This is a genomic window from Clostridium cylindrosporum DSM 605 (assembly GCF_001047375.1).
GTDB lineage: Bacteria > Bacillota > Clostridia > Clostridiales > Caloramatoraceae > Clostridium_AB > Clostridium_AB cylindrosporum.
Genome location: NZ_LFVU01000027.1, coordinates 24,693 through 45,099, shown reverse-complemented (window position 1 = coordinate 45,099; position 20,407 = coordinate 24,693). Strand labels below are relative to the sequence as shown.

Below are 20,407 nucleotides of genomic sequence, written 5' to 3'. Positions count from 1 at the left end.
TCCTCCTCTACTTTAGTAATCCTGCAAAAACATTTTTGTATTTATATGCATCTTTATCCTTGTAATCTTTATTACTTATGACTACTTTCAAATCATCTATATTCTTTGTTTGAACTTCAATTCTTTCCCTTATTCCACCTGCTATATCTAATTGATCTCCTACCTTACCTAAAATATATACAGTTTCTATTTCTTCTCTTTGTTTAGAAGTATAAAAGTTTATATATCTAACTATACTATCTGAAACATCATTAATAACTTCTACTTTTACCTGTTCACTAGCACTTGTATAGGAATTATTAGCATTATCAAATTCATTGGTAGGTGCTACCTCATTTAAAGCTGGTTGATTAAGAGTTGTATCTACACTTTCATATGAATTTGTCTTTGACATTTGTATTACACCTTTTTTCACTACTACCATAGTAATATAGGTGTCTTGAATAGCACATATAATGCTAGGTTTTTCTGATATAACTCCCTGCTGCTTTTGATATTCATATAGAAGTTTTGAAAGAGTATTTGCCTCTATATCAATTTTATCAAGTCTTAAATCTGCTGCATTAGCTATTCCTATAAGTCTTTCAATTAAAAACTTTGGGACTGCTATTCCTATTAACTTTTGCTTTTTTATTTTATCTTCTACATAATTGTCAACTACTCTATAATCTATTACATAGTTGTCCATATTTATTGGAAAATGTGCCGCCGCCTCTTGCTTCACCATTCTATAGGTATCACTTTTTTTAGCTAGTGGTACATTGATTTCTCTAACTAACATATTTGGCATTGCTGAAATGATAAAAGTAACTCCCGTGTCCTTTATCTTCTTATCCTTTAACTTATTTCTTATAGTTTCTCCTAAAACTTCTTCACTATAGGAACTATTTATTAAAGACTCACCATCAAGTGAAACACTAAAAAAGCTATCTATAATGAATCCTTTTCTATACCTTCCCCTGGCGAATCTAATCTTATTTGAACTAAAATCTATACAAAGTTTATTACCCATACTCTTCACCTTTTCCTAATTTCTTATGGTATAGTCTAACTTAATATTGTCAGTTTTGTTTTTTGATTGTTTATATTCTAGTTTGATTTTTATTTTGCTTAATATTAATCTAGCTTCTGCATTTTCATTAACCTGAACATATTCAGGTTTTATAGTAAAGTTTTCTACTATTCCCTTTAAGGACTTAGTCTTAATTTGACTATCCTCTATAATATTTGAAATAGTTTCAATATATTTTCCACCATTTTCTTCTTTTAAGCTAAACATTATATAGTGATAGTCAGTATTCTTAACTTCTTCACTATTTATAATGTCTTTTAGCCTTCCTCTGTAATAATAGCTACCTGAAAGATTTTCTATATAGCTATCAGAACATTCTACAGGGTCTCCCTTTTGTGGTATTAACATAAGTATACTTTTCTGCTCCTCTATAACTTCACTCCATTTTACATCTTCTAGCTTTTCGCTATTTCCAACCTCTATAGAGTTTTGATATGAAGCCTTAAGATATGAATATAAAGAATCACAAAAATTTTTTACCTGTAATTCAGATTTAACCTTCATCTCATCTTTTTTATAAAGAGATAGGTTATTCATATAAAGGTCATAAACAACTGTAAATAGTATTACTAATATAGAAAGTGATACTATAAGCTCAATTAGTGTAAGTCCACTTTTACGCCTTCTCATTAACCCATCTCCTTTTCCATAACTATATTTCCTGCTGGAGGAGTAGTTATAATAATATTTCTAAAAAAGTTCTTATTCTCTATTCCTATTTGAATTGTTAATGATTTTAAAATCTTTGTCTCTGGTGTCCCCATGCCATCCTCTATAGTTCTTACAACTCTTCCCTTAGAATCAAAGGTTAATATATACTTTTTTATAGAGCTTGTATTCTTTGGGAGAATTATATTATCCCGAGTCTCCTCTTCGCCTACTACCTTATCCTTAAACTTAAGGCTCATATCCTTTATAGATGCAATATTTGAAATTAATACCTCATCTATAGTCTCTTGCTTATCCCTTAGCTTCGCCTTAATTTCTCCATTATCCTCTTCAAAAACGATATTATAGGTAGCCTCTGCATTATTACTATTTATCTGATCAAGAAATCTTGCCTTACTACTTTGATTATCATAAAGCCTACTTATTAAAGAAAGGGCTTCATTACTAAAGCCCTCTACTTTTGAAGTTCTAAATGAATTCAACGAACTCAAAAACACAACTCCAGATAAAATTGTAATAATCGCTACTACTATAACCATTTCAATTAAAGTAAATCCTTTTTTCATAAAATCACGATCCTGTAATAGCATTTAATTATTAATCAATTATTTAACATAATTAGCCCATTCACTACCACTATCTACTGATGGATAAATTCTTTTTGCAGTTCCAGCTGCTTTTCCAACAAGTATTTCTATACTATCATTTCCATTTGGATCTTTTGTATACTTTACAAACCAACCTTGAGTATCATCTAATTTAAGTGGCGCTACACTTGAACCAAGTAAATCTGTGGCAGTTCCAGCAGATGCGTTAGTCCCAGTTGTTGCATTAGTTATCGCTTTAGCTGTACCTGACTTTAAAACGTTATTTTCCGTATCATCTCCAGCAGCATCTACTGTCTTTACATCATCATTTGCTATTCTATTCATTATTTGTCCTGCATAGGCTCTTGCATTTGCAATATCTGTTGATGCCCTTGATTTGTTAACTGCTTTTAATGCTTGTGGTATTGCTATCGCAGCTATAATTACAACGATCGCTATAACTACAACCATTTCGATTAAGGTAAATCCACCTTTTTTCCTTTTTCTTAAATTTTTCATTGCCATATCCCCCTTAAAAATATATCTATACAACCTATATTGGTTATATCTTACATGTTTCCATATAAAGTAAACATAGGTAACATTACAGATGCCATTATTCCTCCTAGAACTATTGCTAGGAATACTATTATAACCGGCTCTATTATTGTGTTTATTCTTCCTACCTTTACATCTACTTCATTTTCATACATTTCCGCTGCTTTAAGAAGCATATAGTCAAGTCGCCCTGAGTCTTCACCTGTTCTTACCATTACTGTGAATATCTTTGGAATTATATTTATTCCCCCTAGATTTTCACTTAAAGGTTCACCTGACTTTATACCATCTAACATTCCATCCATGTTTTTCATCATGTATTTGTTTACAACAACATTTTTAGTAATTTCAAGTGCTGATATCATAGATACTCCAGCTTCAATTAGTGCTGAAAGTGTTCTAGAAAATCTAGCGAGTGCCGCAAATGCTAGTATATCCCCGATTACAGGAATTCTTAGCTTTACTTTATCAATTGCAACTCCTCCATTAGGTGATTTATAGTACATCTTGTATCCACTAGATATTAGTGCAACTGCTAGAACTATTAAGTACCAGTATGTTTTCATTCCACCTGCTAGTCCAAGAACGAATTTTGTTATACCAGGCAGTGGAATTTGCATCTCTTGAAATACGCCTAAAAACTGTGGTATTGCAAATATCATAAGTGCAGTTATAGCAAGTGCAGATACACCTGCTAGTATACTTGGGTAAATAGTAGCATTTACTATCTTTTGTCTCATTTTGTTTTCCTTATCATAATATGCTGCCATTCTGTCAAATGCTTTATCTAAGTCCCCTGTCATTTCTCCTGCCTCTATCATTGTGCATAATAGTGGTGGAAATACTGCTGAATTATCTCTCATAGCCTCTGATACTGATATACCCTTTTGTACCTTACTTTTTATATCCCTTAAAGCAGCTCTAAATCTTTTATCATCATTTTGGTCTTCTAGTGCTTCAAATGTAGTTATTATACTAACTCCTGATGCCATCATTGTTGATACTTGTCTTGCAAATACCGATATATCACTAAGCTTTGTTTTACACTTCTTACTAGATGAGAAGCTTAATCCCTCTTCTACTATATCTATTATATACATTCCCTTAGATTGGAGAATTTCTATTGCTGCATCTTCACTTGAGGCTTCAACTGTGCTTCTTTGTCTTTTTCCTGACCTGTTTATTACCGTATAATTGTACTGTGGCATTACTCTTTGTCCCCTTTAAATTATATTGAGTATGCAACTCTTATATATTCTTCATATGTTGTTTCACCTTTTATAATTTTTTCTATACAGCTTTGAGAAAGTGTAGTCATTCCCTCAAGAATTGCTACCTTTTCTATATCATCACTATTTCCCTTGCTTAATATGACCTTTTTTATAGCATCATTTACTACCATAATTTCATATATTCCTGTTCTTCCACTATATCCTGTACCTTTACAGTGCTTACATCCTTCCCCATTAGCGAATATATAGTCTACATTTTCATTAAGACCCATTGCCTTTATCTCTAAAGTATCTGGTTTATATTGTACTTTACAGTGTTCACATATTCTTCTAACTAATCTTTGAGATATTACCCCAACTAAAGATGAACCTATAAGAAAGTCTTCAATCCCCATATCTATAAGTCTTGAAACTGTAGTTGGCGAATCATTAGTATGAATAGTTGATAGAACCAAATGCCCTGTTATAGCAGACCTTACTGCTATTTCTGCTGTTTCAGAGTCTCTTATTTCCCCTATCATTATTATGTCAGGGTCTTGCCTTAGAATAGACCTTAGTGCACTTGCAAAGCTAAGTCCAGCTTTATGATGTACCTGCACTTGATTTACTCCATGTATTTTACTTTCAACTGGATCTTCAACTGTTATTATATTTCTATTATCAGAGTTAAGTTCATTAAGTATTGTATAAAGTGTTGTTGTTTTTCCACTTCCTGTAGGTCCTGAAACTAATATTATTCCATTTGCAGAGCCTATCATTCTATCAAATGCCTTAAGGTCATTTTCACTAAACCCTATTTCTTTTTTATCCTTTATAAAGCCTTTTTTGTTCTGAATTCTTATAACTATTTTTTCTCCAAAAACAGTAGGGAGTGTCGATACTCTCATGTCATATTCATTATTAAAATAGCTATAGCTTATTCTTCCATCTTGTGGGAGTCTTCTCTCACTTATATCTATGTTTGCCAAAATCTTAATTCTAGCAACCATAGGAGGAAGTAATGAACTCTTTACAGACATATGTTCATGAAGAAGTCCATCTACTCTATATCTAACCCTAACTATATAATCATAGGGTTCAATATGAATATCACTTGCCTTAGCATTTATTGCTTGTTCAATGATTGAGTTTACTATCTTAATAATAGGGGCTGAGTTCTCATTCTCTTCACCTATGTCTTCGTAGTCATCCTCTTCCTGTACTTCCCTTGCAAATGATTCAGCGGCCCTTATAGCCTCTTGCTTTGAGTAATATATATCTAGGTTCTTTTTAATATCTTCTTCTCTAGCTAAAACAACCTTTACCTGTTTTCCTGTATATATCGCCACGTCCTCTATAGCAAATATATTTAGTGGATCATTTAGTGCTACAATAATACTGCTTCCGTTTATTCTAATAGGTATTAAATTATGGTTTCTAGCTATTGTCTCTGAAAGTGACTCTATAGCCTCATTATCTATTTGTTCTACATTTAGGTTTACATACTCTATTCCAAGTTGAACCTTTAAAACTTCTAATATATCATCCTCAGTTACAAATCCAGCATTAATTAATACCCGACCAAGCTTGTCTCCTGAAGATTTATGAATTACTAAAGCTTCTCTTAACTGTTCCTCGGTAATAATATTTTCTTCAAGAAGCATTTTACCAAGTTTTTTCTTTACTGAGGCTACCATGGAAATCACCTACCAAACTCATATTTTTCCTTTTTAATTATTTATTAAAAACTTCGTCATAATAAGCTATCTAAAGTTAACACTTTGTTAATACATATATATACTATTATAGCGACTTTCCATTCCAATTAATAGGTGTTCATTATTATTTTTCCATACAATTGTACATAAAAATACTAATCATATACAGATTAAATCAATATTCGTGATTTTCGGATACATCCTGGGATAATATATATAATTTACATATTAATTACTAATATACCATATTACTCATTGTATAAAGAAGTGTTTTTATTTTAAATGTTTATTAATTTTCCATGAAAAATGCAAATAATAGATTGATATAAATATATTTATATCAATCTATTATTTGCATTTAAAATTATACAAAATAAAAAAGGATACCAGTAACTGGTATCCTTTCTATATATAAATATTAATGATTACTTGTAAAGTGGGAACTTAGCACAAAGAGCTTCTACTCTCTTAAGAGCTGGAGTTAAATCTCCGTCCTTGTTATCAATTACCCAGTTAATAATGTCAGCTATTTCAACCATTTCTTCTTTTCCGAAACCTCTTGAAGTAGCAGCTGGAGTTCCTATTCTTACACCACTTGTCACAAATGGGCTTTGAGTTTCGTTAGGAACTGTGTTCTTATTAACAGTGATCTTAACTTCGTCAAGTAGCTTTTCAGCTTCCTTACCAGTTACACCCTTGTTTCTTAGGTCAACAAGCATTAGGTGGTTATCAGTTCCTCCTGATACTAGGTTGAATCCTCTTTCAGTAAGAGCATTAGCTAGAGTTGCAGCATTTTCAACAACCTTAGTTTGGTATTCCTTGAATTCTGGAGTAAGAGCTTCACCGAAACATACAGCCTTAGCAGCTATAACGTGCTCAAGTGGTCCACCTTGGATTCCTGGGAATATTAGTCTGTCAACAGCCTTAGCGAATTCAGCCTTACAAAGGATAAGTCCCCCTCTTGGCCCTCTAAGTGTCTTATGAGTTGTTGATGTTACGAAATCAGCGTATGGAACTGGATTTTGGTGTAGGCCAGCAGCAACAAGTCCTGCAATGTGAGCCATATCTACCATGAAGTAAGCTCCAACTTCATCAGCGATTTCTCTGAACTTAGCGAAATCGATTGATCTTGAGTATGCACTTGCACCTGCAACGATCATCTTAGGCTTTAATTCAATAGCCTTGTTTCTTAGGTCTTCGTAATCTATGTATCCCTTTTCATCTACTCCGTATGAGCTAAAGTCATATAGTGTTCCTGAGAAGTTAACTGGGCTTCCATGAGTTAAGTGTCCACCGTTTGAAAGGTCCATTCCTAGTACCTTATCTCCTGGCTTAAGAACTGACATGTAAACTGCCATGTTAGCGTTTGAACCTGAGTGTGGTTGAACGTTAGCATGTTCTGCTCCAAATAGTTCCTTGATTCTTTCGATTGCTAGATTTTCTACAACGTCTACGAATTCGCATCCACCGTAGTATCTCTTTGCTGGATATCCTTCAGCATACTTGTTTGTTAATTGTGAACCTTGTGCTTCCATAACAGCAAGACTAGTGAAGTTTTCTGAAGCTATAAGCTCGATGTTTTCTTCTTGTCTCTTCATTTCGTTTTGAATTGCTTCAAATATTTTTGGATCTGAGTTTTTGATTTTTTCTAACTTACACATTATTAAGTTCTCCCTCCTAGTAATATCTCCCGTAATATCTTTTATTATAGTAATATAAATAATTTTTTCAAGAACTATTTATAAAATAACATTTTTAAGAATTTTCTATTTATTTTGTAAATCGTACGATAGTGTCAATTAATTTATTCATTTCATCCTCTGCGTCCTTATTTTCTGCTACTTTGAGTATACAATTTTTAGAATAATTCTCTAGAACTACTCCTCCAACCTTATTAATAGCAGCTCTAACCGCTGCAATTTGAACAAGTACTTCGGTGCAATCTTCATCATTTTCAATCATTCTCTGAATGCCCTTGACTTGCCCTTCTATTCTTCTGAGTCTTGTTATAATATTTTTTTTACTACACTTCATAATTATTACCTATCCTGCATATTATATAAAATGGTAAATCGAAGTTATAAATCCATAATCTCTATACTCCAGAGGAGTATGAATAACTGAATGACATATATATTATTCCTCGTACATTGTTAATTATACAACATAATTTTTTAAAAAAATAGTACTTTTGCTAAATTCATAATTTTCTAAATATTTAGTTATTTCATTAAATCCTTAATAACCTCTCCTGCCATAATTAATCCTACAACAGATGGAACAAAGGATATACTTCCTGGAATACTTCTTTTAACTGAACATTTTCTATCAGCACCTGGTGGACATATACAATTTGATTTACATGAATGTAAATCATTTTCACGAGGTTTAACAGGAACTTCCTTAGAGTATACTACCTTAAGCTTTTTTACTCTTCTTTTCTTAAGTTCGTGTCTCATAACCTTAGCAAGTGGACATACACTTGTTTTTGATATGTCTGTAACCTCAAACTTTGTAGGGTCCAGCTTATTTCCAGCTCCCATACTACTGATTATTTTTATTCCAAGTTTTCCACATCTTTCAGCCATATCTATTTTAGATGATACTGTATCTATTGCATCTACAACATAATCATATTCTGTAGATATTAAACTTTCTGCTGTATCCTTTGAATAGAAGGACTTGTGGACTTCAACTATGCATTTAGGATTTATATCTAAAATTCTGTCTCTCATAACCTCTACTTTATCTTTACCTACAGTTTTGGTAGTGGCATGAATTTGTCTATTAATATTAGTTAGACATATATTATCATCATCTATAAGAATAAGTTTTCCAACACCGCTTCTAGCAAGGGCTTCCGCAGTAAATGATCCTACTCCCCCTATACCAAAAATAGCTACAGTTGATGACTTAAGTTTATCTAGTCCTTCTTGTCCAATTATCAACTGAGTTCTTGAAAATGGTCCTAGCATATTCGTCCTCCTGTAAAGTTAAATAAATCATTGAATTAAATTCAAGAAATTAAATTAAGCCCACCGTACCGATAGATGGAAAGTTAGTTCCTGGATAACCAGGTGGGTGTCCTCTCAGAAAAGTTTTGCTTCTGAAACAAGTCAGCATGCGCCTATCTTCTGAATGTGGACTCCCATATTCAATGCATTGGAACAATACATAATCCACCCTCTCGAATACAGCAGGCAATAAATCTATATAATTTATTATAATATATCACTAGACGGGAAAGTTATCAATAGATTATTTATATTATGCTCTATTTTAACTTTTATATTCTAGTTTTCTTCTGTTTCAGTAGCCTTTAAAATATCAATTGCTAGCTCATTAAGCTGCTTATTATCTACTTCCCCTGGTGCATTAGTCATTGGGTCTGCAGCATTTTGGTTCTTAGGGAAGGCTATAACATCCTTTATGTTATCTGTTCCAGCTAAGAACATTACAAGTCTATCAAGACCATAAGCAAGTCCTCCATGTACTGGTGTTCCATACTTAAATGCCTCAAGAAGGAATCCAAACTTTTCATATGCTGATTCCTTCGTAAATCCAAGTGCTTCAAACATTTTTTCTTGAATAGCACTATCGTGGATTCTAATACTTCCTCCACCTATTTCTTCTCCATTTAGAACTATGTCATATGCCTTAGCTCTTGCATTTTCTCTATCTGTATCAAGTAGTTCAATGTCCTCTTCCATAGGCATTGTAAATGGATGATGCTTTGCAACATATCTTTCTTCTTCATCATCATATTCGAATAATGGGAATTCCGTAACCCATAGGAAGTTAAGGTCCTTGTTATCTTTTCCTATAAGATTTAGCTTTCTAGCAAGCTCTAATCTTAATTCACCAAGTGACTTATATACAACTGATGCCTTATCCGCAACAATTAGTAAAAGGTCTCCATCTTCTCCACCAAGAGAATTTATAATCTCTTGAAGTTTTTCCTCTGTAAAGAACTTAGCTATAGGGGATTTAACTTCGCCTTCCTTTAGCTGAATCCATGCAAGTCCCTTAGCACCAAAGGTCTTTACGAATTCACCTAGTTTATCAATTTCCTTTCTTCCAAATGATGCACATCCCTTAGCATTTATAGCACGAACTGATCCACCATTATCAATTGCATCCTTGAAAACTTTAAATTCTACATCCTTTACTACACTGCTAATATCTTGCAGTTCAAATCCAAATCTAGTATCAGGCTTATCTGATCCATATCTATCCATTACCTCTTTATATGTCATTCTCTTAAATGGAATTTCAACATTGATATCTAAAACTTCCTTCCAAAGTCTTTGAAGAAGCTTTTCGTTAAGTCCTATAATATCTTCAACATCTATGAAAGACATTTCCATATCTATTTGAGTAAACTCTGGCTGTCTATTTGCTCTAAGGTCTTCGTCTCTAAAACATTTAACTATTTGGAAGTATTTCTCGAATCCTGATACCATTAACAGCTGCTTAAATAGCTGAGGTGATTGAGGAAGAGCATAGAAACTTCCTGGATAATTTCTACTTGGAACTAGGTAATCACGGGCCCCTTCAGGTGTACTTTTTGTAAGCATTGGAGTTTCCACTTCTAGGAATCCATTTTCGTCTAGGAAGTCACGAACCACCTTTGAAGCTTTATGTCTTATAATAAAGTTTCTTTGCATATCTGGTCTTCTAAGGTCTAGATATCTATGTTTTAGTCTAATATGCTCCGCTGCATCTAGGTCTTCTTTTATGTATATTGGAGGTGTTTCAGCCTCTGATACTATTCTTAAAGACTTACCAAGAACTTCGATCATACCAGTTGGCATATCTTTATTTGGTGATTGTCTCATAGTAACTTCACCTTCAATTGCTAAAACGTATTCTCCTCTTATTGACTCTGCTTTCTTAAATGCTTCTTTGTCTATTTCTTCTCCAAAAATAACCTGTACTATCCCACTTCTATCTCTAAGGTCAACGAAAATAAGTCCTCCAAGGTCACGTCTTCTTTGTACCCATCCCATTATGGTAACCTTTTCACCAACGTTACTTTCGAAAATTTCTCCACATCCGCTTGTTCTTTTAAGTCCTTTAATGCTTTCTCCCATTAACTTTTCCTCCTAAATTCTAGCCTTCATTATTGAAGCTATATCTGATAATTGTATTTCTTCCTCAGCACCTGTTTCCATATTCTTAAGATTGACTTTATTTTGCTTTAGTTCATCTTCACCAAGTACTATTACATATCTAGAGTTTAGTTTATTAGCATATTTCATTTGTGCCTTTAGGCTTCTACCAAGTAGGTCTCTTTCACAGCTGATTCCTGAACATCTTAATTCAAATGCTATTTTTGATGCCTCTATTTTTGCCCCATCACCAAGAGATGATATAAATAATGCTGGTCCCATTGGCTTTGGAACTTCTATATTCATTGCCTCAAGGGTTAGAATAAGTCTTTCAAGTCCTATTGCAAAACCTACAGCTGGAGTACTTTTTCCTCCACATTCCTCTATAAGTCCATCATAGCGTCCTCCACCACAAACAGTACTTTGAGCTCCTATGTTCTCTGATATTATTTCAAAAACTGTCTTTGTATAGTAATCAAGTCCTCTAACTATATATGGATCTACTACATAGTTAACATTTAATGCTTCAAGTTCACCCTTTAGTCCATCAAAATGATCACGGCATTCGTCGCATACATAGTCAATAATTAAAGGTACATCCTTTGCAACTTCCTTGCAGTCTGGATTTTTACAGTCAATTATTCTTAAAGGATTCTTTTCGAATCTATCATTACATGTTGTACATAATTTATCTATATTGCTTCTTAGGTATTCCTTTAAAGCATCGTTGTATTTCTTTCTACATTCACTGCATCCAAGGTTATTAATATTTACCTTAAGATTATCTATACCTAGTTTTTTTAGGTATGCTATAGCAAGAGAAATAAGCTCAGCATCAGCAGAGTATCCTGCTGCACCAAAGAATTCTACACCAAATTGGTGGAATTCACGAAGCCTTCCCGCTTGTGGTCTTTCATATCTAAAGCAAGGAGTTATATAGAACATCTTAAGTTGTTGGTCTACTCCTAGGTTGTTTTCTATATAGCTTCTTGCAGCTGGTGCAGTTCCCTCTGGCTTTAATGTTATACTTCTATCACCTTTATCCATAAAAGTATACATTTCCTTTTGTACTATATCTGTTGTTTCACCAACACCTCTTAAAAAAAGTTCAGTATGCTCAAATATCGGAGTTCTTATCTCACCTACTCCAAAGCCACTTGCAACTTCCCTTGCTGCATTTTCTATGTAGTTCCACTTATATGCTTCACTTGGTAATACGTCCTTGGTTCCTCTTGGTCCCTTTGTTATCATATAAAAAACCTCCTTACTAAAAGTTAATATCAAAAAACCGCCCCTTGCAAAGCAAGGGACGGGTTATGTTCTACCCGCGGTACCACCCTAATTGGTATTTACCCACTTAAAGGCTTAACGCGCCAAACGTGTAGTCCTACTAATATTCAAACTACCAACTCAAAAGTGTGATTCATTATCCTTAACTATAGATATACTCTCAGCCTATGATATATCTTCTCTTTATAGTGTTTGAAAACTACTATTCTTTATCCCTGTTTTTAAATTTATTATTTTACTAAGATATTATAACATCACCAAATAAAAATTGTCAAAGCACCTTATCTAAAGGATTCCTCAACCATATCTAATGCCTTTTTCTTATTACCTAGTATCTCATCTATTCTCTTAATATATTCTCTAACATCCTTTAAATTAGCTATTCTTTCCAATCTATTTTCATCTCTATAAATAGCCTTAGACACAGAATCTGCACCAAGTCCTATTATAGATATATTTTCACTAATCATTTGAACATTATAAATTGACTCTTTCCCTCTATAGGAATATCCAATATTCTCAAGGGGACTTACCATGTTCTTTTGTCTATACATATAATATGGCTTCATGCCCATGGAGATAACCCCATTTACTGCTACATCATACATATTCTTAGCTTCACTATTTTCTATACTATAACCATCTTCACATAGCTTCGATGCTCTTTTAATTGCCATGGTGTGAATTGTTATACTATCTGGATTTAACTGTTTTATTTCTGAAATTGTAGTTTCAACATGGTTAGCAGTCTCACCTGGAAGTCCTATAATTATATCCATATTAATGTTGTCAAACCCAAGGCTACGAGCTATATTAAATTTATCTTTAATGTCACTAGAAGTATGTGTTCTCCCAATGTTTTTAAGGGTTTCATCACTCATTGTTTGAGGGTTTATGCTTATTCTTGTAGCACCATATTTCTTTATTAACTTTAACTTTTCTTCATTAATAGAATCAGGTCTACCTGCCTCTACTGTATATTCCCTTATTCTATCTGTTTCTATATTTTCTGAAACTGTTTTAAGTAAGATCTCTAGCTGTTTCTCATTTAAAGATGTAGGTGTTCCCCCTCCAATATAAAGAGTATCCACCTTTATTCCCTTATCTTTTATTAGAGAAAAAGTATAATTGATTTCCTTAACAAGTGCTGATAAGTAATCATCAACTAGATGCTTATTAGTTCCAATTGGGTTAGATGTAAAGGAACAGTAAACACACCTTGTTGGGCAAAATGGAATACCAATATATACCGAAACGCTACCATCTTCATAGGTTAGAAAAGGCTTTTCTCCCTTTGCTACTTCTATTAAAAGATCAGCTTTATCTGGATTTAGGTAGTATTTATTAATAAGTACTTCTTTTATCTCCTCATCAACCATACCCATAGATACAAACTCATGATAAAGTTTTGTTGGTCTTATTCCTATTAAAATCCCCCAAGGGATTTCCTTACCTGTTATACTTTTTAAAGCATTTATCATAGATGACTTTAACCCAATTTTTATATTTTTCTTTGTATCATCTACAATCTCTTCATACATTAAAGTACTATCTTTTGATTTAAATGTACATGTTTTTGCATTTTCATCATATATACTATAATAATCAGCTTCATCATAATCTACAAACTGAAATTCATTTTTTTCATAAAAAAGAGAGGCTATTTGGAAAGCCTCATATCTAAATTCATGCCCTACTAATGCTATTTTAATCATAATACTCTCCTTTTGTTAAAGTAATTTTACTTTAGGAAAGGATTAAGCTCCTTTTCATCCTTTACCGTTGTTGAAGGTCCATGTCCTGGATAAAGAATAGTATCCTCTGATAAAGTTAATATCTTTTCCTTAAGTGAAGATATTAGTAATTCTGCCGATGCACGACCTAAGTCTGTCCTACCAATACTTCTTAAAAATATGCTATCTCCTGTAAATACCTTGTTTCCAATTTTAATACATACTCCGCCCATAGTATGACCAGGTGTCTCTATAATCTCTAACTTTAGATTTCCTATATTAATTATATCCCCTTCTTTTATACATCCATCTACCTTAACTAGTGTCATGTTTTTAAGAATAGGGATAAGTTCTTTGGTTTCCCATTCTACTAAATCAACATCTTCCTTATGAACATAAAGAGGTATTCCTAGTTCATCTTTCACCTTATATGCCCCTGTAAAATGGTCACCATGCCCATGGGTTAATATTATTAAATCTATTGAAAGTCCTAGTTCCTTAATAGTTTCTAATATGAAATCAGGCTTTCCTGATGGGTCTATAATAAGTCCTTTTTTAGTTTCTTCATCACCTATAATATAACAATTAGCCTCAAATGGACCTAATGGAAATACCTTCAAAATCATATACTCTACCTCCTAAAAGTTCTTCTTACTATCTAATAATATAGTTACTGGACCGTTATTTAGAAGGCTTATGTTCATATGTGCACCAAAGCTTCCTGATTCAACCTTTTCTATGTGGCCTCTAGCTTCCTTTAAGAATTCTTCATACATGGAATTTGCAAATTCAGGTTTTGCAGCTCCCATAAAGTTTGGCCTTCTTCCACGTCTACAATCTCCATAAAGTGTAAACTGTGAAACAACTAATAATTCTCCATTTATATCCTTTAGTGAAAGATTCATCTTCTCATTCTCATCTTCAAATATTCTAAGATTAACAATTTTGTCTACCATATACTTAATATCAGAGTCCTCATCACTATCTTCAACTCCAAGTAGTACAAGAAGTCCACGGTTTATACTTCCTATTACCTCTTTATCTACTTCAACCTTAGAAAAATCTACTCTTTGAACAACCGCCCTCACACTAAACACATCCTTAACTCTTACTTCTGTATACCTCTGCAACTCCTTGAATATTCTTAATATTCTTCATAACCTTATCAAGTTGATCCGCATCTATTACCTTAACTGTAAGGCTTATAAATATAGCCTCACCTTGCCCTGTTCTTGCATTCATTGCTCTTAGAGAAATCTTTGAATCAAATAAAATCGATGTAATATCTGATAAAAGCCCTCCTCTATCTGTTCCACGAATATTAATATCCGCAAGGAAATCTGTAGTATGTTCACCAGTCCAACATACATCTATTACCTTTTCAGGTTCTGCTTGCTTTAAGTGATAGTAATTTTCGCAGTCTGTTCTGTGTATAGATACTCCACGTCCCCTAGTTATAAATCCTTCTATCTCATCACCTGGAACCGGACTACAACACTTCGCAAATCTAACTAAAATATCCTTTTCACCTTTAACATCAACGCCTGGCTTTTTATTTATAATTCTTTTCTTCTTATCAGATGATGTTTTATCACTTGGCTTATAAACAAGTTTTTCAGGCTCTTGCTTAACCTCCGCTTTTTTGATTTCATCCTTAACCCTTGTTAAAAGTTGAGCTGCTGTTATCGCACCACTACCCATTGATGAAAACAAATCATCTAGTGTTTGATAGTTAAATCTTCTTAGAAGCATATCAACATGCTCATGCTTCATAACTTCTGAGAAAGGAATCCCTTGTCTTTTACATTCTCTCTCTAAGGATTCACGTCCCTTTTCAAGGTTCTCTTCCTTGAAGCTTCTCTTAAACCAATGTTTTATTTTACTTTTTGCCTGTGAACTTTTTGCAATACTTAACCAATCTCTGCTTGGACCCTTTGCTGAAGAAGAAGTAATTATATCAACAATGTCTCCAGTATTTAATACATAGTCAAGTGAAACCATTTTTCCATTTACCTTAGCGCCTACACACTTGTTTCCTACATCTGTGTGTATTCTATAGGCAAAGTCTATAGGTGTTGATTCAATAGGTAAATCAATTACCTTTCCCCTTGGAGTAAATACAAATACCTTATCTGAGAAAAAGTCTATCTTCACAGTTTCCATAAATTCCGTTGCATCCTGGGCCTCTGTTTGATACTCTGCAATTTCACGAAGCCATGAAAGCCTTGATTCTATATCATCGCCTTTTATGCCCTCTTTATATTTCCAATGTGCCGCAATCCCATACTCTGCAATTTTATGCATTTCAAAGGTTCTTATTTGAATCTCAAAGGGCTGTCCCTCAGGACCAATTAAAGTAGAATGTAGGGATTGGTACATATTAGGTTTTGGCATTGCTATATAATCCTTAAATCTACCTGGTATTGGCTTCCAAAGAGTATGAACAATTCCAAGTGCCGCATAACAATCCTTAACAGAATCTACTAGAACTCTCACTGCTAATAAGTCAAATATCTGATCAAAGGTTTTGTGCTTTAAAATCATCTTTCTATATATACTATAGAAGTGCTTAGGTCTTCCTTCTATATCCGCCTCTATTGATGATTTACTTAAAGAAGAGTGAAGAATGTTTACAATCTGATCTATTGTCTTTAATCTTTCTGCTCTCTTTTGTGATATCAGCTTACCTATACTATAATAATCCTCTGGACTTAAATATCTTAGCCCTAGATCCTCTAGTTCCCACTTAACCTTTGAAATACCAAGTCTATGGGCAATAGGTGAAAATATATCTATAGTCTCCTTTGCCTTTACCTTTTGTTTCTCAGGTGGTAGAAACTTTAGAGTTCTCATATTATGTAGTCTATCAGCAAGTTTAATCAGTATAACTCTAACATCATTTGCCATAGCAAGTAACATTTTCCTTATGTTTTCTGCTTGTTGTTCTTCCTTAGACTTATACTTAATCTTCCCAAGCTTTGTTACACCTTCAACTAAATTCGCAACATCTTCGTTAAACATATCAACTATATCATCATATGTATAGTCTGTATCTTCAACTACATCATGTAAAAGGGCTGCACAAATTGTATCAGTATCTAGTCCCATTTCAATCAAAATCAGTGCAACTTCAACGGGATGTATTAAATAAGGTTCACCTGATTCTCTAAATTGACTACCATGAGCCTCTTCTGCTAGAAGGTATGCTTTTTCAATTTTTTCTATATTCACATTTAGTTTTTGCTCTTTAATCTTATTTACTAACTTATCAAGCATTACAAGCCCTCTTTTCTATAAGCACATATACTAACCTAAAATACAAATAAAACGCCCAATACTTGCATATGCAAGTATTTAACGGGCGATTTTAATTCTTCTTAATTATAAATTATATATTATCTTTAAAGTTTTGGCAATTTGTTTTAACTTTAGAATTCATACTTTAAAAGTGACACAACCTCATATTTATCAAGCTTTTCTATACCCTTTAATCCTGTTAATTCTATAACAAAATTCATTGATACTACTTCTCCACCTAGTTCCTCTACAAGTTTTGCAACTGAAGAAATTGTCCCTCCTGTTGCAAGTAAATCATCAACTATCAGAACTTTTTGACCCTTTTTAATAGCATCCTTATGGATTTCAAGTGTATCTGTTCCGTACTCTAATGCATATTCATATCTTAGTGTATCTCCTGGAAGTTTACCTGGCTTTCTAACAGGAACAAATCCTACTCCAAGTGCATATGCAAGTGGTGCACCTATAAGAAATCCTCTCGCTTCAGGCCCTACTACTACATCTACTTCCTTATCACGTGCTAATTCTTTAAAGGTATCTATAAGTTCCTTTAAAGCTTCTCTATCCTGAAAAACAGGAGTTACATCCTTAAAACTTATACCTTCTTTTGGAAAGTCTTCAATTATTCTTATTTTATCCTTAAAACTCATAATCAATCCTCCATGGTTAACTCTTTTAGCTTTGATTCTACCCGTTTAATTTTTTGTGTCATTATATTATCAATATCATATAAATCTATATTACTAATATCTTCTTTAAGCTTGATTTTTATTATATCTCCATTAGACAGTATTTCTACTACACCTTTCCTCCTTAAAAATACAATTGTATTATACATTAGAAAAGGATTAGCATTAAAGTCCTTAGATATATCTGAAAGTCTTCCACAGATCTCCCCTTGTACTAGAAAACTAATAATACTATCAATTAATTCATTTTTAACTTCTATTTCATCTATATAATTATCTATTTTTTCAAATAAGTTATTATCATAAAAATGATACACATCCCCAGGTACCTTTTCCAAAAGAATTTTATATTCTGCTCCACCTGGAAGAAAGTCGTATATTAGTACATCTGAGGAAAAGTCTATTTTTGAAATATCCGGGCATATAACTATACCACGTGAATCATCTTTTACTACATTCCCTGAAAAGTCAAATAAATCAAGGAAATAATCTAATTCATCTAGTGATTCCCTCGATGAGACCAACACATGTCCTTTTTCAAAACATAGAAACTCTTTAACAAAGTCAGTATCTTTACTTATAAACTTTATGTTTTCCATAGAAACTTCTTCATCATGTGAATTTTGAATACTCTTAAGGTATTTATAGTAATTATCTTTAAGATTACTTTTCATCCAGCTTTTATATGGCTTCATATCTCTAACTATAAACTGAATACTCTTTTTACCCATCCAATTATTTTCATCCATATTAAAAGCAATATCTACATTTTCCCAGTCTTTGTGCATATAATTTTTACCATAGTTAAAAAGAATACCATCATAATAAACCTCATTCTTGATAAACTGAAGTTTAATATGCTTCTCTCCACTACCAACATATCTTTTTGATAGAAGCTGAATATCCTCAATTCCAAATACAGGTGTTGGATTTCCCTCACCAAATGGTTCAAGGGCTTTTATGGCATCTAAATTTTCAAAATTAATATCACTAGAATCTAACATCATATCAATGTTTAATTTGCTCAGATAAACATCCGGGTCTATTCTCTTCCCATAGGAGTTTAACTTCTCTCTTAAATCTTTTATATTAGAAGTATTGACTTTAAGTCCAGCTGCCATTTCATGTCCACCGAAGCTTTGAAGCACATCTTCACATTCAACTAAAGCTTTAAATAAATTAAAACCTTCAATGCTTCTTCCTGAACCTCTAGCCATATCCCCTTCTTCACATAAAATAATGGTAGGTCTATGGAAAATATCTACTATCTTAGATGCCACTATTCCTACCACTCCAAGGTGCCAATTAGTCGAAGATACTACTATAACCCTATCATTTTGAAGATCTACCTCTTGGCTTATCTTAATTATTGCCTCATTAAGTATTTCCTCTTCTATTTTTTGTCTACTTCTGTTTTCTTGGTCCAAATATTTTGCTATTTGCATGGCTTTATCAGAATCACATGTAATAAATAATTCTACTGCTATTTTAGCATCACGAAGTCTTCCTATTGCATTTATTCTCGGTGCAATCTGAAAAGCAATATTACCTGAAGTAATATTATCTTCCAGTCCTGATATTGACTTAAGTGCTATTAACCCACATTTATCAGTAGTTTTCAACTTTTCCATGCCATGTTTAGCAATTATTCGATTTTCTCCCCTAAGTTCTACTATATCAGCAATAGTTCCAATTGCTGCTATATCTAAAAACTCATCTACCCCGTCTATATTATAATACATCCAAAGAGCCTGAATTAATTTAAAGGCTACACCGCATCCCGCAAGATTTTTACATGGATATGTACAATCTTGTCTTTTAGGATTTATAACAATGGTATCTGGAATCTCTTCCCTACACTCATGATGATCTGTTATTATAACGTCCATTCCAAGGGATTTTATATAATCTACTTCTTCCAGAGCAGATATACCACAGTCTACCGTAATAATTAAATCAGTTTGCAGACTCTTTAAATATGTAACTGCCTCAATATTTAATCCATAACCTTCATCTAATCTATCAGGTATATAATAACTAACATCTATACCTAGTTTCTTAAAAGCTCTAAAAAGAATCGATGTACTAGTGATTCCATCTACATCATAATCACCATAAATAACTATTTTTTGACCCTTTTTTATAACCTCATCAATTCTCTCTATTGCTTTATCCATATCTTTTAACAAAAAAGGATTATTAAGATTACCCATAGATGGATCTAAAAAGAGCCTGGCTCCCTTATTATCTTCTATCCCTCTAATATGAAGTAATCTATTTAAAAATTCATTGCTATGTAGTTTTTCCTTTTCTGTTTTTGTTTTTTTTACCATCCATTTTTTCATAGCCTATATACCCCTTAGAATAATTGAAAGCATATAATATTATACATTGTACTTCACTGTATTAGCAATGAAAATTCGCTAAAAAATATCAAAGTTTTAAATAATTTATTATTTAATTTTTCTTTAT

The 20,407-nt window shown here is 32.9% G+C and carries 17 protein-coding genes, 1 other RNA gene and 1 other annotated feature; all 18 genes read right to left on the bottom strand.

Going from position 1 to position 20,407, the window contains the following annotated elements; all coding sequences use genetic code 11:
• Window positions 1-7: 7 nt before the first annotated feature.
• On the bottom strand, window positions 8-1,012 hold the full coding sequence (locus tag CLCY_RS08645) for a type IV pilus biogenesis protein PilM (protein WP_048570733.1): 1,005 nt from the start codon (window positions 1,010-1,012) through the stop codon (window positions 8-10).
• A 15-nt stretch (window positions 1,013-1,027) separates the two neighbouring features.
• Window positions 1,028-1,702 (bottom strand): PilW family protein, encoded by a 675-nt coding sequence (locus CLCY_RS08640; RefSeq protein WP_048570732.1) that lies wholly within the window; start codon window positions 1,700-1,702, stop codon window positions 1,028-1,030.
• Window positions 1,702-2,307: a type II secretion system protein gene (locus tag CLCY_RS08635; RefSeq protein ID WP_048570731.1), complete on the bottom strand. Its 606-nt coding sequence runs from the start codon at window positions 2,305-2,307 to the stop codon at window positions 1,702-1,704. Before CLCY_RS08635 ends, CLCY_RS08640 begins: the two co-directional genes overlap by 1 nt.
• Before the next feature lie 39 nt (window positions 2,308-2,346).
• Entirely contained in the window at window positions 2,347-2,847 is a 501-nt protein-coding gene (locus CLCY_RS08630; RefSeq protein WP_053083298.1) for a prepilin-type N-terminal cleavage/methylation domain-containing protein, read from the bottom strand.
• Between the two features lie 50 nt (window positions 2,848-2,897).
• Window positions 2,898-4,094 (bottom strand): type II secretion system F family protein, encoded by a 1,197-nt coding sequence (locus CLCY_RS08625; RefSeq protein ID WP_048570729.1) that lies wholly within the window; start codon window positions 4,092-4,094, stop codon window positions 2,898-2,900.
• 20 nt (window positions 4,095-4,114) lie between these two features.
• Window positions 4,115-5,794, bottom strand: a complete 1,680-nt coding sequence (locus CLCY_RS08620; protein WP_048570728.1) for a GspE/PulE family protein — start codon at window positions 5,792-5,794, stop codon at window positions 4,115-4,117.
• 446 nt (window positions 5,795-6,240) lie between these two features.
• On the bottom strand, window positions 6,241-7,476 hold the full coding sequence (gene glyA / locus CLCY_RS08615) for a serine hydroxymethyltransferase (protein WP_048570727.1): 1,236 nt from the start codon (window positions 7,474-7,476) through the stop codon (window positions 6,241-6,243).
• A gap of 109 nt (window positions 7,477-7,585) precedes the next feature.
• A complete protein-coding gene (locus tag CLCY_RS08610; RefSeq protein WP_048570726.1) occupies window positions 7,586-7,849 on the bottom strand; it encodes a metal-sensitive transcriptional regulator in 264 nt (87 codons plus the stop codon).
• Window positions 7,850-8,037: 188 nt separating this feature from the next.
• Window positions 8,038-8,790: a tRNA threonylcarbamoyladenosine dehydratase gene (locus CLCY_RS08605; RefSeq protein ID WP_048570725.1), complete on the bottom strand. Its 753-nt coding sequence runs from the start codon at window positions 8,788-8,790 to the stop codon at window positions 8,038-8,040.
• Window positions 8,791-8,843: 53 nt separating this feature from the next.
• Window positions 8,844-9,021: non-coding RNA, 6S RNA (gene ssrS / locus CLCY_RS13510), on the bottom strand.
• Between the two features lie 87 nt (window positions 9,022-9,108).
• Window positions 9,109-10,908, bottom strand: a complete 1,800-nt coding sequence (aspS, locus tag CLCY_RS08600; RefSeq protein ID WP_048570724.1) for an aspartate--tRNA ligase — start codon at window positions 10,906-10,908, stop codon at window positions 9,109-9,111.
• Window positions 10,909-10,920: 12 nt separating this feature from the next.
• The gene (gene hisS, locus CLCY_RS08595; protein ID WP_048570723.1) at window positions 10,921-12,177 is read right to left on the bottom strand and encodes a histidine--tRNA ligase; all 1,257 of its coding nucleotides are present in this window, start codon (window positions 12,175-12,177) and stop codon (window positions 10,921-10,923) included.
• A 51-nt stretch (window positions 12,178-12,228) separates the two neighbouring features.
• Window positions 12,229-12,441, bottom strand: a binding site (T-box leader).
• A gap of 56 nt (window positions 12,442-12,497) precedes the next feature.
• Complete coding sequence (gene hemZ / locus CLCY_RS08590; RefSeq protein ID WP_048570722.1) at window positions 12,498-13,931, bottom strand: coproporphyrinogen dehydrogenase HemZ; 1,434 nt, start codon at window positions 13,929-13,931, stop codon at window positions 12,498-12,500.
• 26 nt (window positions 13,932-13,957) lie between these two features.
• Entirely contained in the window at window positions 13,958-14,575 is a 618-nt protein-coding gene (locus CLCY_RS08585; protein ID WP_048570721.1) for an MBL fold metallo-hydrolase, read from the bottom strand.
• Between the two features lie 12 nt (window positions 14,576-14,587).
• On the bottom strand, window positions 14,588-15,037 hold the full coding sequence (gene dtd / locus CLCY_RS08580) for a D-aminoacyl-tRNA deacylase (protein ID WP_048570720.1): 450 nt from the start codon (window positions 15,035-15,037) through the stop codon (window positions 14,588-14,590).
• Window positions 15,038-15,050: 13 nt separating this feature from the next.
• Window positions 15,051-17,225: a RelA/SpoT family protein gene (locus CLCY_RS08575; RefSeq protein WP_048570719.1), complete on the bottom strand. Its 2,175-nt coding sequence runs from the start codon at window positions 17,223-17,225 to the stop codon at window positions 15,051-15,053.
• Window positions 17,226-17,377: 152 nt separating this feature from the next.
• Window positions 17,378-17,896, bottom strand: coding sequence for an adenine phosphoribosyltransferase (locus tag CLCY_RS08570; RefSeq protein ID WP_048570718.1), 519 nt, complete (start codon window positions 17,894-17,896; stop codon window positions 17,378-17,380).
• A 2-nt stretch (window positions 17,897-17,898) separates the two neighbouring features.
• Window positions 17,899-20,280 (bottom strand): single-stranded-DNA-specific exonuclease RecJ, encoded by a 2,382-nt coding sequence (recJ, locus tag CLCY_RS08565; RefSeq protein ID WP_048570717.1) that lies wholly within the window; start codon window positions 20,278-20,280, stop codon window positions 17,899-17,901.
• Window positions 20,281-20,407 lie beyond the last annotated feature (127 nt).

Excerpts from the sequence above, each read along its gene's own strand:
- CLCY_RS08645 (WP_048570733.1), bottom strand. The coding sequence starts at position 1,012 with ATGGGTAATAAACTTTGTATAGATTTTAGTTCAAATAAGATTAGATTC.
- CLCY_RS08640 (WP_048570732.1), bottom strand. The coding sequence starts at position 1,702 with ATGAGAAGGCGTAAAAGTGGACTTACACTAATTGAGCTTATAGTATCA.
- CLCY_RS08635 (WP_048570731.1), bottom strand. The coding sequence starts at position 2,307 with ATGAAAAAAGGATTTACTTTAATTGAAATGGTTATAGTAGTAGCGATT.
- CLCY_RS08630 (WP_053083298.1), bottom strand. The coding sequence starts at position 2,847 with ATGAAAAATTTAAGAAAAAGGAAAAAAGGTGGATTTACCTTAATCGAA.
- CLCY_RS08625 (WP_048570729.1), bottom strand. The coding sequence starts at position 4,094 with ATGCCACAGTACAATTATACGGTAATAAACAGGTCAGGAAAAAGACAA.
- CLCY_RS08620 (WP_048570728.1), bottom strand. The coding sequence starts at position 5,794 with ATGGTAGCCTCAGTAAAGAAAAAACTTGGTAAAATGCTTCTTGAAGAA.
- glyA (WP_048570727.1), bottom strand. The coding sequence starts at position 7,476 with ATGTGTAAGTTAGAAAAAATCAAAAACTCAGATCCAAAAATATTTGAA.
- CLCY_RS08610 (WP_048570726.1), bottom strand. The coding sequence starts at position 7,849 with ATGAAGTGTAGTAAAAAAAATATTATAACAAGACTCAGAAGAATAGAA.
- CLCY_RS08605 (WP_048570725.1), bottom strand. The coding sequence starts at position 8,790 with ATGCTAGGACCATTTTCAAGAACTCAGTTGATAATTGGACAAGAAGGA.
- aspS (WP_048570724.1), bottom strand. The coding sequence starts at position 10,908 with ATGGGAGAAAGCATTAAAGGACTTAAAAGAACAAGCGGATGTGGAGAA.
- hisS (WP_048570723.1), bottom strand. The coding sequence starts at position 12,177 with ATGATAACAAAGGGACCAAGAGGAACCAAGGACGTATTACCAAGTGAA.
- hemZ (WP_048570722.1), bottom strand. The coding sequence starts at position 13,931 with ATGATTAAAATAGCATTAGTAGGGCATGAATTTAGATATGAGGCTTTC.
- CLCY_RS08585 (WP_048570721.1), bottom strand. The coding sequence starts at position 14,575 with ATGATTTTGAAGGTATTTCCATTAGGTCCATTTGAGGCTAATTGTTAT.
- CLCY_RS08575 (WP_048570719.1), bottom strand. The coding sequence starts at position 17,225 with ATGCTTGATAAGTTAGTAAATAAGATTAAAGAGCAAAAACTAAATGTG.
- CLCY_RS08570 (WP_048570718.1), bottom strand. The coding sequence starts at position 17,896 with ATGAGTTTTAAGGATAAAATAAGAATAATTGAAGACTTTCCAAAAGAA.
- recJ (WP_048570717.1), bottom strand. The coding sequence starts at position 20,280 with ATGAAAAAATGGATGGTAAAAAAAACAAAAACAGAAAAGGAAAAACTA.